Origin of the sequence: Ruegeria faecimaris, assembly GCF_900182615.1 — a bacterium.
GTDB lineage: Bacteria > Pseudomonadota > Alphaproteobacteria > Rhodobacterales > Rhodobacteraceae > Ruegeria > Ruegeria faecimaris.
In genome coordinates this window covers 45,875-58,593 of record NZ_FXTE01000005.1, presented here as the reverse complement: position 1 = coordinate 58,593, position 12,719 = coordinate 45,875, and the positions used below count along the sequence as shown (strand labels likewise).

14 protein-coding genes, 1 other RNA gene and 1 riboswitch are annotated in these 12,719 nt (G+C 58.4%); of the genes, 6 read left to right on the top strand and 9 right to left on the bottom strand.

All coding sequences use genetic code 11. The annotated features are described in order from the left end of the window. Nucleotides 1-55 precede the first annotated feature (55 nt). Nucleotides 56-364, top strand: coding sequence for an ArsR/SmtB family transcription factor (locus FN806_RS10960; protein ID WP_142637001.1), 309 nt, complete (start codon nucleotides 56-58; stop codon nucleotides 362-364). Beyond that, complete coding sequence (locus FN806_RS10955) at nucleotides 357-1,388, top strand: permease (protein ID WP_142636999.1); 1,032 nt, start codon at nucleotides 357-359, stop codon at nucleotides 1,386-1,388. Before FN806_RS10960 ends, FN806_RS10955 begins: the two co-directional genes overlap by 8 nt. Nucleotides 1,389-1,430: 42 nt before the next feature. Here FN806_RS10955 and FN806_RS10950 read toward each other — a convergent pair whose 3' ends face one another. Both FN806_RS10950 and FN806_RS10945 read right to left on the bottom strand, forming a co-directional pair. Next, nucleotides 1,431-1,820 carry a hypothetical protein gene (locus FN806_RS10950; protein WP_142636997.1) on the bottom strand — a complete coding sequence of 130 codons (390 nt, stop codon included), beginning with the start codon at nucleotides 1,818-1,820 and terminating at the stop codon, nucleotides 1,431-1,433. 51 nt (nucleotides 1,821-1,871) lie between these two features. Then, a complete protein-coding gene (locus FN806_RS10945) occupies nucleotides 1,872-2,630 on the bottom strand; it encodes a DUF1013 domain-containing protein (protein WP_142636995.1) in 759 nt (252 codons plus the stop codon). Nucleotides 2,631-2,760: 130 nt separating this feature from the next. Here FN806_RS10945 and FN806_RS10940 point away from each other — a divergent pair, with 130 nt between their 5' ends. After that, complete coding sequence (locus FN806_RS10940; protein WP_142637258.1) at nucleotides 2,761-3,390, top strand: ribonuclease T2 family protein; 630 nt, start codon at nucleotides 2,761-2,763, stop codon at nucleotides 3,388-3,390. 199 nt (nucleotides 3,391-3,589) lie between these two features. Then, nucleotides 3,590-3,970 carry a hypothetical protein gene (locus tag FN806_RS10935; protein ID WP_142636994.1) on the top strand — a complete coding sequence of 127 codons (381 nt, stop codon included), beginning with the start codon at nucleotides 3,590-3,592 and terminating at the stop codon, nucleotides 3,968-3,970. A 192-nt stretch (nucleotides 3,971-4,162) separates the two neighbouring features. On the opposite strand, the gene recR is transcribed toward FN806_RS10935, so the two are convergent. The 3 genes from recR to FN806_RS10920 all read right to left on the bottom strand — a co-directional run bounded on the left by recR (nucleotide 4,163) and on the right by FN806_RS10920 (nucleotide 7,140). Beyond that, entirely contained in the window at nucleotides 4,163-4,756 is a 594-nt protein-coding gene (recR, locus tag FN806_RS10930) for a recombination mediator RecR (protein ID WP_142636989.1), read from the bottom strand. A 64-nt stretch (nucleotides 4,757-4,820) separates the two neighbouring features. Next, a complete protein-coding gene (locus FN806_RS10925; RefSeq protein WP_142636987.1) occupies nucleotides 4,821-5,165 on the bottom strand; it encodes a YbaB/EbfC family nucleoid-associated protein in 345 nt (114 codons plus the stop codon). A 223-nt stretch (nucleotides 5,166-5,388) separates the two neighbouring features. Beyond that, complete coding sequence (locus tag FN806_RS10920) at nucleotides 5,389-7,140, bottom strand: DNA polymerase III subunit gamma/tau (protein ID WP_142636985.1); 1,752 nt, start codon at nucleotides 7,138-7,140, stop codon at nucleotides 5,389-5,391. A gap of 156 nt (nucleotides 7,141-7,296) precedes the next feature. Between FN806_RS10920 and FN806_RS10915 the strand changes: the two genes are divergently transcribed. Beyond that, the gene (locus FN806_RS10915; RefSeq protein WP_425471981.1) at nucleotides 7,297-7,797 is read left to right on the top strand and encodes a protein-tyrosine phosphatase family protein; all 501 of its coding nucleotides are present in this window, start codon (nucleotides 7,297-7,299) and stop codon (nucleotides 7,795-7,797) included. A 1-nt stretch (nucleotide 7,798) separates the two neighbouring features. Here FN806_RS10915 and FN806_RS10910 read toward each other — a convergent pair whose 3' ends face one another. Then, entirely contained in the window at nucleotides 7,799-8,203 is a 405-nt protein-coding gene (locus FN806_RS10910) for a hypothetical protein (protein ID WP_142636981.1), read from the bottom strand. Between the two features lie 83 nt (nucleotides 8,204-8,286). Beyond that, nucleotides 8,287-8,506: riboswitch (cobalamin riboswitch) on the bottom strand. 139 nt (nucleotides 8,507-8,645) lie between these two features. Here FN806_RS10910 and FN806_RS10905 point away from each other — a divergent pair. Next, nucleotides 8,646-9,503 carry an alpha/beta hydrolase family protein gene (locus tag FN806_RS10905; protein WP_142636978.1) on the top strand — a complete coding sequence of 286 codons (858 nt, stop codon included), beginning with the start codon at nucleotides 8,646-8,648 and terminating at the stop codon, nucleotides 9,501-9,503. Nucleotides 9,504-9,528: 25 nt separating this feature from the next. Here the strand turns inward: FN806_RS10905 and rsgA are convergent, their stop codons facing one another. From rsgA to FN806_RS10890, 3 genes are all read right to left on the bottom strand, one after another. Continuing rightward, nucleotides 9,529-10,557: a ribosome small subunit-dependent GTPase A gene (gene rsgA, locus FN806_RS10900; protein ID WP_142636976.1), complete on the bottom strand. Its 1,029-nt coding sequence runs from the start codon at nucleotides 10,555-10,557 to the stop codon at nucleotides 9,529-9,531. Nucleotides 10,558-10,715: 158 nt separating this feature from the next. Continuing rightward, nucleotides 10,716-10,814: signal recognition particle sRNA small type (gene ffs / locus FN806_RS10895), an RNA gene on the bottom strand. Between the two features lie 39 nt (nucleotides 10,815-10,853). Further along, nucleotides 10,854-12,695, bottom strand: a complete 1,842-nt coding sequence (locus FN806_RS10890) for a 5'-nucleotidase C-terminal domain-containing protein (RefSeq protein WP_246097231.1) — start codon at nucleotides 12,693-12,695, stop codon at nucleotides 10,854-10,856. Nucleotides 12,696-12,719 lie beyond the last annotated feature (24 nt).

Here is a 12,719-nt window from a genome sequence, read left to right as displayed (position 1 = left end):
GGTAGCTTTCAATACCTCTATATAACTAGAAAACTAGTTTATTGGAGTTGTGGATATGTGGGAAACCGCTGCAGCAGGATTTTCGGCGATGGGGTCAGAGGCGCGACTGAAAGTCCTCAAGACACTCGTTCGCGCCGGAGAGGCCGGGCTCACCGTAGGTGAAATCCAGGAGAGAACCGGCATTGCCCCGTCGACGCTGGCCCATCACCTCCGGTTTCTTGCGGCCGGTGATGTTGTCGAACAGGAAAAGATCGGGCGCACCACGATCAACCGTGCCCGGTATGACCATCTCAGAAACCTCGCGCAGTTCATTCTGTCGGAATGTTGTGCGGACGAAACTGGAAAGGCGGCAAACGATGGCTGACCTTACTCAGAGCCCTCGGGCCCCGTTCAAAGCTGTCTTCGACCTGATCAAAACCCCATGGGCGGTGATTGTCGCCATTCTGATCGCGGTGGCGATACTCGACCCAGGGAATCTAACGGAGGTGATAACATTTGCCGGCAAGGCACTGGCCCATACCGGCCAATATATTCTGTTTGCTGTGCTGCTGTTGTCATACCTCAAGGCCACCGGTGCCGAAGTCATGGTGGCCCGAGCCTTTGAAGGCCGCGAAACGCGGATGATCCTTTTGGCTGCTCTGTTTGGCGGGTTGGCCCCATTCTGTTCCTGCGAGGTCATCCCGTTCATTGCTGGTTTACTGGCGCTTGGGGCGCCACTGTCTGCGGTTATGGCGTTCTGGCTCAGCTCTCCGCTGATCGACCCGCCGACGCTGTTGATTACGGCTGGCGCATTGGGATGGCCCTTTGCTATCGGAAAAGCCGTAGCCGCAGTGGCACTTGGCCTGTTTGGCGGATTCGTCGTGCGCACCATGACGCGCAGCGGTGTGTTGACCCAACCTTTGCGGAACTACCAACCAACTGGATGCGGCAGTTGTGGACCTAAGCAAGAGGACAAACCGGTCTGGAATTTTTGGCATGACCCTGCGCGCCGGAAAAGATTTCGTAGCGAGTTCTTTCGAAACGGCCTGTTCTTGTTGAAATGGCTGGCGCTTGCCTATGTTCTCGAGGCGTTGCTGATCAATTATGTACCCGCTGATCTGATCGCACGCGCGGTCGGAGGAGACGGCGTGTTGCCCATAATCATCGCGGCACTTGTTGGGATGCCAGCCTATCTGAACTCATATGTCGCGCCGCCGCTATTGGCAGGTCTGATGGAGCAGGGGATGAGCGCCGGGGCAGCAATGTCCTTTATGATCGCGGGTGCGGTCAGCTCGATCCCGGCCATGGCTGCGGTATGGTCGCTGGTCAGGCCGAAAGTGTTTGCGACCTATCTGGGCCTGGGGATAGTCGGCGCAGTGATCGCAGGAATCATCTTTCAGATGATCTGAAGGAAAAACCGCCCGGTGTGGACACCGGGCGGTTTTGCTTTGTCAGCTTGCTTCGCAATAACGCGGAAGTTTGAAGCGATACCTTGGTTCGCCACTTTCCACATAGACCCGCTTTTCGACACAGGCGCTTTGGCCGACGGTCTGGGAAATCGGGGCCTCGGTCGAAGTGATCGACGTCGCGGACCCGTCGGGTAAACGTACCGAGGCAATCACCCCGTTCTTGAGGTCGCCGTTGATAGCGGTGGCGGACAGAACCGGGACGGTCATGAAGGCTTCGTGTTCATGCGTGCCGTCGTCGTTCAGCAACAGCAGGGCTGCGGCAACCGCGATAACGCCTACGACACCGAACACGAGCAGGCCCCAGGTTCTCAGGAAGGCATAGATTGTCACGGCGCGGTGTGGGCCAAAAATGGCAGACAATATGTTCAGCATCAGAGTCTCGTCAAAAAAGCCCCGGCCAGTCTGACCGGGGCTGTCTGCGTATCAGAAACGCGGATCGCTTTCGTCTTCATCCTCGGCCTCGCCTTTGGGCAAGTTGAAGAAACTGTCGGCGTCGATGATCGGCTCTTCTTTCTCCTCGGGGGAGTCATCAGACAACGAGAAGGTCTCGAGACCCTCGATCGCCGTTGGAATTTTGGGCGCTGCGTCCATTTCCAGTGACTGCTCGGTCGAAACCAGCTTGCGGCGCTCATCATCGCTCATGACGCCACCTTCAGCGGCTTTCTTGGCGGCGGCTTTCTGCACGATTGCGTCCAGCTCGGACTGTTTACACAAGCCCAGAGCGACGGGGTCAATCGGTTGCATGTTCGAGATGTTCCAGTGCGTCCGCTCGCGGATCGACTGGATGGTCGGCTTGGTGGTGCCGACCAGCTTGGCAATCTGACCGTCGCTGAGTTCGGGGTGGAACTTGACCAGCCACAGGATCGAGTTCGGACGGTCCTGACGCTTGGACAGCGGGGTATAGCGCGGGCCACGACGTTTTTCCTCGCCACTGGCGGCGGGGTTGAACTTGAGCTTCAGCTTGTGCAGCGGGTTGCCCTGCGCCACGTCAATCTCTTCCTGCGTAAGCTGGTTGTTGGCGATCGGGTCGAACCCTTTGACGCCAGCGGCCACGTCGCCATCGGCGATGCCCTGCACTTCCAACTCGTGCATTCCTACGAAATCCGCGATCTGCTTGAAGCTGATCGTCGTGTTGTCTACTAGCCATACGGCTGTTGCCTTGGCCATAAGCGGTTTTGCCATCAGCCCGTCTCCTATGCATACATCTTTCCCGTCGCCGGAATTCGGCGGCCCCGTGATCTTGGGGCAGGTTTCCGTTGTCGGGGAACTTGGGCTGTATATAGTCGCGGCAGGGCAAGAAGGGAAGAGGCGAATGCGCTGGCTGGTTCTATGGGTTTTCAGTGCAATGACGGCGCTGGCCGAGGGTGAAAAACCGGGTGAGTTCGACTACTATGTCCTGGCGCTGAGCTGGTCGCCGAACTGGTGCGCGCGCGAAGGCGACGCGCGTGGGTCGGATCAGTGTGATGTACGGCATGATCACGGCTGGATTCTACACGGGCTTTGGCCGCAATTCCATCAGGGCTGGCCATCTTATTGCCGCACGGCCGAGGCCTCGCCGACGCGGACTATGACCCGTGAAATGGAAGATATTCAAGGCAGTTCCGGCCTTGCCTGGCATCAATGGAAGAAGCACGGCACCTGCTCGGGCCTAAGCGCTTCGGACTATTACACCTTGTCGCGGCAGGCCTATGGGTCGGTCGAGCGTCCAAAGGTGTTCCGCCAGTTGGACGCATCTGTGAAACTGCCCGCATCTGTCGTGGAAGAAGCGTTTCTAAAGGTCAATCCGGGGCTGGAGCGCGACATGATCACCGTCACCTGCAAACAAGGCTATATCGAAGAGGTGCGCCTGTGCCTGTCCCGCGATCTTGAACCGGTGCCTTGTGGCCGGGATGTGATCAAGGACTGCGCGGCCAAAGACGCGCTTTTTGATCCGATTCGTTAGAGGGTCCGGATGGCAGTCGCGGTACCAAAGCTGCACGTCTTGAAAACAGGGTCACGTCCAGCGTGTCATAACCGCTGAGCACCGCCGAAGGCCCAGATGCACAGTCCGGGTCAGGTACATGTTGTCGAGCGTGGGGACCATTTTGAGGTTCCTGACGTTGAGATCGCCCTAGTCGTTACGTTCCTGCAAATTGCGGCGGTTGAAGGTCCAAATTCATGAAAATGTTGCTGACTATTTTTCTGAGCTTAGTTGCCTACGCGACTACGGCAAAGCTGTTGTTTGGAAGCTCACTCCAGCCAATTGCCCTGATAACGCTCTGGAACGACAGGCTTGGCGCACCGTTTTGGCCGATATTGCTGTAGTTCGGTACCGCGACGAGCTATTTGGTTGCCGCCTTCTTAGCAAAGAAGGGCTTGAAGGAACTTCTCTCGGTTCCGATTTTTTGGCCTTGTCGATGAGTTTTTCTACGGTGTTTGTTGCAACATATGCTGAGTTGTTGCGCGCAATAGCCACCAGAAGCTTTAATGCAGATGTGGAAATTCAGAACTCATTCTACCAATCACTTAAACATGCGCTCTAAGAGGGGCAGTTCTTTTTGCACGGCGCGGCTCTTAAAGATTGCGTTCCATTTGCGTGGAGCTATAGGCGAGTGTCGTATTTTCAATTGCCTAACAACGTTGCAGTGAATGTCCTTCCATCGGAATGGTTGGTAAGCTGCAATATCATCGGAGATTGAGTTTCGAACTCCTTTTGAAGCGCGTCATGGGCTACACTACAACTCCTTCCGCGCCCTAAGCGCCGCTGTGATCGTCCCGTCATCCAAATAGTCCAGCTCGCCGCCAATCGGCACACCCTGCGCCAGCGAGGTCAGGCGCACCTGCCCGTCCAGTTGATCGGCTATATAGTGCGCGGTGGTCTGGCCATCGACAGTGGCGTTCAGCGCCAGAATGACTTCGGTGATCCCCTCGGCTGTGACCCGATCCTTGAGGCGAGGAATGCGCAGCTCATCCGGGCCGACTCCATCTAATGCTGACAAGGTGCCACCCAGAACATGATAGCGGCCTTTGAAAACTGCGGCGCGTTCCATCGCCCAAAGGTCGGCGACGTCTTCGACGACGCACAGCTCTCCGGTCGCGCGGACTTCGCTATCGCAGATGTCGCAGATATCCGAAGTGCCTACATTGCCGCAATTCAGGCACTCACGGGCAGTGATGGCAACCTGTTGCATCGCGTCCGCAAGCGGTGTCAGCAGAAGGGCGCGTTTGCGGATCAAATGCAGCACTGCGCGACGGGCCGAACGTGGGCCGAGGCCCGGCAGTTTGGCCATCAGGTCGATCAGATTGTCGATATCGCTGTTCGAACTCACTGCGCTTGCTCCTGCATAAGGGCCGGGCAGTTGGGCCCGGCCGGTATTTCGTCAGGAGTGCCTATCAGAACGGCAGCTTGATGTCTGCGGGCAGGCCCATGCCTTCGGTCAGCTTAGCCATCTCAGCCTGCGACCGTTCTGCGGCCTTGGCCTGAGCATCTTTGACGGCGGCCAGGATCAGATCTTCGACCACTTCCTTGTCGTCGCCGTTAAAGATTGACGGGTCGATATCGAGACCTTTCAGCTCTCCCTTGGCCGTGGCTGTTGCCTTTACCAGCCCTGCACCGGATTCGCCGACAACCATGATGGTATTCAGCTCTTCCTGCATATCCGTCATCTTGGTCTGTAGATCCTGTGCGGATTTCATCATCTTGGCCATGTCACCCAGGCCGCCGAGTCCTTTGAGCATCGGTATTCTCCTAATATCCGGTTTGACGCCTAAATACGGGCGCGGTCGGCGCGGCACAAGGGCCGAGCTGGCTCCCGCCCGTCGTCAAGACCTTTCCTCTCGTTGGGCCCGGCAGCGCGGGCAAGCCCGCGCTGCCGGGCCCAAGGCCGCTCAGGGGTATCGGCGTCAGCCGATGGCCCGCGGCGGGCGCGGGAGGTTTCCAGTTGGGTAAGATGGGACGGTTTCAGTCTTCCTCGAACGGGTCCCATTCGTCTTCGACCTCGGGCAGCGCCTCGGTTTCCACTTTGGCGGCACGTTCTTCCGGTGTTTCAATCCGCTTGATGCGTGCCTTCGGAAATTGCATGAGCACCGCCTGAACCAACGGGTGTTTCTCAGCCTCTGCTTTCAACGCCAGCTCGGCGGCGTCTCGAATCTCGGCGATGGTCGCAACCTCACCATCGGCCACAATCGACACAGCCCAGCGGTTGCCAGTCCATCGTTGCAGCGACGAACCCAGTCTCGCTGCCAGATCTGTGGGTGCGTTCTGTGTCGGGGTGAATTCGATCCGCCCCGGTTGGTAAGAAACCAGCCGCACCCCGTTTTCGACCTCGACCAGAAGTTTCACATCCCGATTGGTGCGGATCAATTCAACCACGTGGTCAAAACTCGGATACCGTGCCAGCGCCGATTGGATATCATGGGCCAGAGCGGCCGACGGCGCGCCGGCGGGGCTGCTGGTTGCGGACACGTAAGAAGATGATGCCGCTGGTACCGGAGCCTGAGAGGGCACGGCCATACCACCGCCCGGACCACCATTCGGAGGCGGTGGCGGGTTGTCCTGCAGGCGCTTGATCAGCTCTTCGGGGCTGGGCAAGTCGGCAACATGGGTCAGGCGGATAACGGCCATTTCAGCAGCCATCATGGCATTTGGCGCGGCCGATACCTCTTCCAGCGCTTTCAGCAACATCTGCCACATCCGGGTCAAAACGCGCATTGGCAGGGCCTCGGCCATTTGCTGACCACGAGCACGTTCATCAGGGGAAACCGTCGGGTCCTCGGCTGCGTCTGGCGTGATCTTCACAACCGAAACCCAGTGCGTGATTTCGGCCAGATCGCGCAGCACGGATAGCGGATCGGCCCCTTCGGCATATTGCCCGCCCAATTCAGTCAGCGCGCTTGCTGCATCCCCTCGCAGGATCATTTCCATCAAGTCCAATACCCGGCCCCGGTCGGCCAGACCCAGCATCGCGCGCACCTGATCGGCGCTGGTTTCACCGGCCCCATGGCTGATTGCCTGGTCAAGCAGCGATGTTGCGTCCCGCGCCGACCCCTCGGCCGCGCGGGTGATCAGCGCCAGGGCATCATCCGCGATCTGCGCCTTCTCAGCCGCTGCGATCTTATTGAGCAGGCCAATCATGTCCTCGGGTTCGATCCGGCGCAGGTCAAATCGTTGGCACCGCGACAGAACAGTCACCGGGACTTTGCGGATTTCGGTCGTGGCAAAGATGAACTTCACATGCGCAGGAGGTTCTTCCAACGTCTTGAGCAGCGCGTTGAATGCGCTGGTCGAAAGCATGTGAACCTCGTCGATGATGTAGATCTTATAGCGCGCACTGGCGGCGCGGTATCGGACCGAGTCGATGATTTCGCGGATATCATTCACGCCGGTTCGGCTGGCGGCGTCCATTTCCATCACATCAACGTGGCGGCCTTCCATGATAGCGACGCAATGTTCGCACTGGCCGCAGGGTTCGGTCGTGGGCTTGCCTTCGCCATCGGGGCCAATGCAATTCATGCCCTTGGCGATGATCCGGGCCGTGGTTGTCTTACCCGTACCGCGGATGCCGGTCATGATGAAGGCTTGTGCAATCCGGTCGGCCTCGAACGCGTTTTTCAGCGTGCGCACCATTGCGTCCTGACCGACGAGGTCAGCAAAAGTTTCCGGGCGGTATTTTCGCGCGAGAACCTGATAGGCGGGGCTGGGCGTGTCGGTCATGTCTGCTCTGTTGGATTCGTGTCAGGCTTGCAGCGTAGAGACCCCCGCCGCCCGCGTCCACCGCGCGCGAAAAGGAATTTCGTTTTGGCAAGGTGCATCAGAGCCGGTAAATCATGAGGGGCTTCAGCCCCATGTGGTGATGCAGGAAAAGGAGCTGTGTTGGAGAGTTTTGTAATTCACCCTCTTGGATTGGGCAAAGGGCAGATCGCTCTGTGCCCACTGCCGGGTGTCACGGGCGATTATGCTGGGGATTTCGCAGTAATCCGGGATTGGGCGCCGGACCTGGTCATCTCGATGACTACTCTGGATGAGTTCCAGCATTCTGGCGGGCTGTCATTCGACGCGGACCTGCAGTGCGAACGGATTGCCTGGGTCCACCTTCCAATCCGCGATTTCGGCGCCCCCACGCCTGAGGTTGAGGCGCTTTGGCCGCAAGCCAGCGCCGCCGCCCAACATGTCCTTGCCAGTGGCGGCAAGGTGCTGGTGCATTGCCGCGGTGGGTGCGGACGCTCGGGGATGGTTGTGATGCGGCTAATGGTGGAATGCGGCGAAGCGCCTGGCCAAGCGCTTCGGCGGTTGCGTGCAGTGCGGCCCTGCGCGGTGGAAACCAACGCGCAAAAGGACTGGGCCGGGTTGCCGGCCCGAACCCTTCCCTGAATCAGGCAGACACTTGATACGGAATACTGTCGCTGCGCGGCGGCAGGGTCGAAACGTCGAGCATCGCACAGGGTGGTTCTGACAGAAAACCAGCGGATTTCTGGATGAACTCCGGCCCGAACATCATGTCGCCATAGGCGTCCAGCTTTTCTGTCGGCGTGTCCGTGCTGGTGCCGCAATAGACCCTGATCTGTTCTGATTGGGCCCGAAAACGGGCCGTGCAGCCTTCGGTGCAATGGGTCAGATCGCTAGTGCCTTCGACCTCGAATGTTTTGGATGTCGCAGGCGTTGCCGTCGCCATCGCCTCGGCCATGGCGCGTGCCATTTGGGCAAGGGCGGGGCAGGGTTTCCCGGTCCTCTGACAGACGGACGCGGTGAATTCGTGTGTTTTTGTCTTCCAGATCATAATGCGCCCTCCGCGCGCAGGACGGAGGGTGAGGATCAGGTGTGACAGCGCGCTGACGACCTGCCCGGACACCCCGCCCGAGTTTCGGTTTCGATACGATGGCAGGTCTCCTGACTTGCGGGTCGTCGCTTTGCCGACCTTCCCAGCCCTGGGGCCAGTGGTATTTCGGCATTGCTCACCGCTTACAGTTGCGGGGGCAGTCGCGGAGTTGGCCCTTTCCGGCATCGCCGGGGCAGACCGCACCGTGTTCCCTTTTCATCCCGCCCCAATTCCGGGGCAAGAACCATCATCACATCGCTAGCGGCTATGCAGACCCCGAGTCAAGCCACCTGTTGGGGTGCAAACCGGACGTTTGGTCATCTTGATGAAATCTTGACTCTGGTGGCCGAAATCGGGCCGATTGTTGAGTGAACCGAGTAGTTCAGAAATTGCCGGAAGCGCCATGCTTGATACCACGCCCTGCGTCCAGACTAAGGACTTTGATTTTGCCTCAGGCTCTGCCAGCCTGTCGGCGCGGCTGTATCTGCCTGAAACCGAGCCGAAGGTCGCCGTGGTGATTCACAGCGCAACTGCAGTGCCGCGCGAATATTACCAGCATTTTGCCCGTTGGCTGGCCGCCGAACAGGGTATTGCTTGTCTGACCTATGACTACAGCGATTTCGGGCATTCGCTGCGCGACAAACTCAAAACCTCCGAGGTGACCATGGCGGATTGGGCCTTGGTCGACATGCCCGCCGCACGGGCTGAGATGCGCAGGCGGTTCCCGGACGCTTTGCAGTGGAGCATCGGTCATTCCCTTGGCGGTTTGCTGGGGCCGGTGCAGCCAGACATTGATCAGATCGACCGGATGATCTGTGTATGTTCGGGGCTGGTTACTCTGTCCGACCATCCCTGGCCCTATCGCGGGCTGGCGTGGTTGTTCTGGCACGGCCACGGGCGTCTGGCAGTGAATGCACTGGGGTATCTGCCGGGCAAAGCTGTGGGGATCGGTGCCGATTTGCCGGGCCCGGTCTATTGGCAATGGCGCAGCTGGTGCACGGCGCCGCAGAATTATGTGCCGCAGATCGGTGATGCTCTGCCCGAAGCGAGATGGGCGCAATCGAATACGCCGGTGGACCTGTTCACCTTCGAGGACGACCAGATGGTGCCGCCAGACGCAGTCTGGCGGCTTGCCGATCTGTATGGGCCGAAGGCGCGGCGACATCTGTTGTCTCCGAATGAATTCGGAGCGCCTGAGATCGGTCATATTGGCGCTTTTGCCCGCAGAAACTGGGCGGTTTGGCCTCGGTTGATTGCCTGAAAACGAGGCGCCTTTTCTGTCACACTCAGTGTCTGCTGCGGGACTTTTTGTCGTGCATGACGGATCGCACCATTTTGCCAAAGGCTTTGTCACGTGCCCGTGACTGCGCGAGGGTTTCGGAATTCCTCTGATCTTCGCGCCGAAGCTTGTGCCAGCGCGCCAGCCGGTCGGGCTCGATCACGCCATTGGCAATCGCCTCCTGTACAGCACAACCGGGTTCGGCCTGGTGCTGGCAATCTGAGAACCGGCACCTTGCAGCCAATTCCAGAAGGTCGGAGAAAACCTCATCCACGCCGTTTTGGGCATCCATCAAACGCAGGGCGCGCATTCCTGGCGTATCAATCAGCCACCCCCCGTTTCGCATCGGATGAAGCGCACGATGGGTCGTGGTGTGGCGACCCCGTGCGTCATCCTCGCGGATCCCCGCCGTTGTCCCGGCCTGACCAGTCATGGCGTTCGCCAATGTGGTTTTGCCGACACCGGATGAGCCGACCAAAGCAGCAGTTTGCCCGGCAGGGCACCAGGACAGGATCGGATCAATCTCTGACGCCTCCAGCGCGTTGACGGTTAGAACGGTCAGAAACCGAACCAGCGAACTGGCCTGACTGGCATAGTTCTCTGGGTCAGGGCAGCTGTCGGCCTTGGTCAGGACAACAACCGGATAGCACCCGGCCTGATGCGCCAGTGCCAGATAACGTTCAAGCCGGGCCAGATTGAAATCGGCATTGCAGGAACTGACGATATACAGCACGTCCACATTCGCCGCGATCAGCTGAACCTGCGCACCGGTGCCTGCGGCCCGGCGTTGCAAGAGGCTTTTGCGCTCCAAAAGATGCCGAATGCGGTTTTGATCATCCGCAAGGATCCAATCGCCAACCGCAAATTCACCGGTTGATCGGTCAGGGGTCAGATCAGATGTGTCGCCCAGCGCATTCAGGCCGATCAGGCGATCACGATGGACGGCGTTGATGCGATGCGGTGTGCAGGTAGGGTTCACAGCATGTTGGGCTGCAAAATGAGAGGACCATCCCAGGTCCGAAAGTGTTTTGGACATTGTTCTGCCTGTGTTCAGATACAGGAAACCATCAGGGTGGCAGACGCGCACCCATCGGTAACGTGTTCAGGCAAGAGCGGGGGTTAGTCCCGGAAACGCTCTGCCCGAAGGGTCATTGCTACAATCATAAAGTCCCTCCTGCGGCAGTCGTTGCGCGTAAGTGAGAGGTTGGACATCGACCCAAGCGGGGCTCGTTGTGGCTGCTTCCTTCCGGATCTGACCAGGTTGGCGAGGCGCTCGCCCGCGCCAACCTCTCGAGGGTGGATATAGGCAGTTGGCCGGAAAAACACAACCCGTCAGAAGGTCAGAAGAATCCGTAAAAAGCCATTTTCGTCGGTTCCAAGGACTTGTGGATCAAATTCCTGAATGTCCTGCAGAAGTCGGTGGGCATTTGGACCGGTGCGTAAGATCGCCTGCGTACCAGTGTTACTGGTGATTCTGAAGGGTTTCTGGGCCTCTTCCAGCGGATCGCTGACCAAGGTGCCTGACAGATAATCCAGCAGGGCTTGCTGGACCGGCAGGATGGGCATGTCGATACGTTGCGCATTACCCGCAAATGGGAAATGCCCGCCCCCGCTGGCGCGATAATTGTTAAGCGCGACGGCAAATTGCTGATCCGGTGCAATGGGGGTGGCACCGACCAGAACTTCTGAAACGCGCCGGTTTTCGGCGTTGATCAAGGTGCCCATATCGTCGAAACGCGGAGGTTGTGTCAGATCAATTCTGCAGGACAGCCCGTATAGCACATCAAAGTTGTGACCCACCCGATTTTCGCAAATAAGTTCGGATGCAGATCCGGTCGAAATCTGGTTGAAAACAGCTGCGGACATCTCAAGCCAGTCCACGATTTGGTCACCGGATACAATGACACCCTGCAATTCGTTTGGAAAAACATGCAGGTCAACCACGTTACGCAGGAATATCTCGCCAGGCTTAACATCCGTATAGAATCGCGGCCCGGCCCGACCGCCGAATTTCGAAGGTGAAACCGCCGATAAAATCGGAATATCTGCCAGGTCGGTATCGGACATACACAGACGTAACGCGGCAGCCTGGGCGGCGGCGACCAGCCTCAGCCCACGGTCCTCGGCGCAAAAGCTGAAATAGCTGTGCAGATGGTGCGGGGTGCGGCCGACCGGCTGGCCCGCTCGCCTGCGGGTTTCGGCATGACCAGAGGAAAACAGATGCAACAATTCCGGATCTTCGGGCGCCAGTGATACCATTTCGTCGGGACGCCCTGCAGATATCGGTCGTAGCGCCGCCCGGGCTTCGCCAACGGTCCAGCCGCCGCGCTCTGCCGAGTGAAGTTTCAAGTCGATCACCCCCAGATGTGATCCGGCCGTTCCGGGTAAGACAACTGGTTTGCCATGCACCAGAGTGTTTTCAGAGCCGGCCTTGACGGGATAGGTCAAATGGGAATGACCAGCAATTATTGCGTCGATACCTTCGATTTCGGCCAGCGGAATAATCGCGTTTTCCATATTCCGTTGTGACCTGTCCGGTCCGAAACCGGTATGGGCCAGCGCGATGATCAGGTCGCAATTTTCGTCTTTGAGCTTTCTGACTTTGTTTGCCGCACAAGTCAGGATGTCCTGAGTGGTAAGGGTGTCGTGCAGCTTGTGCGCCTCCCATTGCGCTGTCTGAGGGGGAAGGACCGAAAATACACCAATCTTCAGGGCCATAGGTGTCGGCGCGCCAGGGATCTCTTTGTGCAAAATGACATGATCTTGCCAGATCTGTGGCCCATTCGTGCGCAAGGCATTGCTGCTGAGCACAGGGCAGGGGGCGTCAGAGATAACGTGCTGTAAGAAATGAAGCCCGAATCCGAAGTCGTGATTTCCCAGGCCAATCGCGTCATATCCCAGGCTGCCGAAGGCCTGCATCAGGATGTGCGGCGCATTGGCGGGATCGGCAGCCCAATCCCCCAACGGTGTACCCTGCAGAGCGTCTCCGTTGTCGAAGAGCAAGACGATATCTCCGTCTGCCTCAGCCTCGTTCCGCGCCTGCCGGATCAGGCTGGCCGTTCGGGTCAATCCGATCGTAGGTTCGTCTTGATCCGCGTAATAATCAAAACTGCACAGGTTCATGTGCAGATCGGTGGTCGCCAAAATCCGGATACCTACAGACTGATCAGACAAATGCGAAATTGTTTTCAATACTCT

Coding starts and splice junctions, on each gene's coding strand:
- FN806_RS10960 (WP_142637001.1), top strand. CDS start 56: ATGTGGGAAACCGCTGCAGCAGGATTTTCGGCGATGGGGTCAGAGGCG.
- FN806_RS10920 (WP_142636985.1), bottom strand. CDS start 7,140: ATGACCGACACGCCCAGCCCCGCCTATCAGGTTCTCGCGCGAAAATAC.
- FN806_RS10950 (WP_142636997.1), bottom strand. CDS start 1,820: ATGCTGAACATATTGTCTGCCATTTTTGGCCCACACCGCGCCGTGACA.
- FN806_RS10905 (WP_142636978.1), top strand. CDS start 8,646: ATGCTTGATACCACGCCCTGCGTCCAGACTAAGGACTTTGATTTTGCC.
- FN806_RS10945 (WP_142636995.1), bottom strand. CDS start 2,630: ATGGCAAAACCGCTTATGGCCAAGGCAACAGCCGTATGGCTAGTAGAC.
- rsgA (WP_142636976.1), bottom strand. CDS start 10,557: ATGTCCAAAACACTTTCGGACCTGGGATGGTCCTCTCATTTTGCAGCC.
- FN806_RS10925 (WP_142636987.1), bottom strand. CDS start 5,165: ATGCTCAAAGGACTCGGCGGCCTGGGTGACATGGCCAAGATGATGAAA.
- FN806_RS10955 (WP_142636999.1), top strand. CDS start 357: ATGGCTGACCTTACTCAGAGCCCTCGGGCCCCGTTCAAAGCTGTCTTC.
- FN806_RS10910 (WP_142636981.1), bottom strand. CDS start 8,203: ATGATCTGGAAGACAAAAACACACGAATTCACCGCGTCCGTCTGTCAG.
- FN806_RS10940 (WP_142637258.1), top strand. CDS start 2,761: ATGCGCTGGCTGGTTCTATGGGTTTTCAGTGCAATGACGGCGCTGGCC.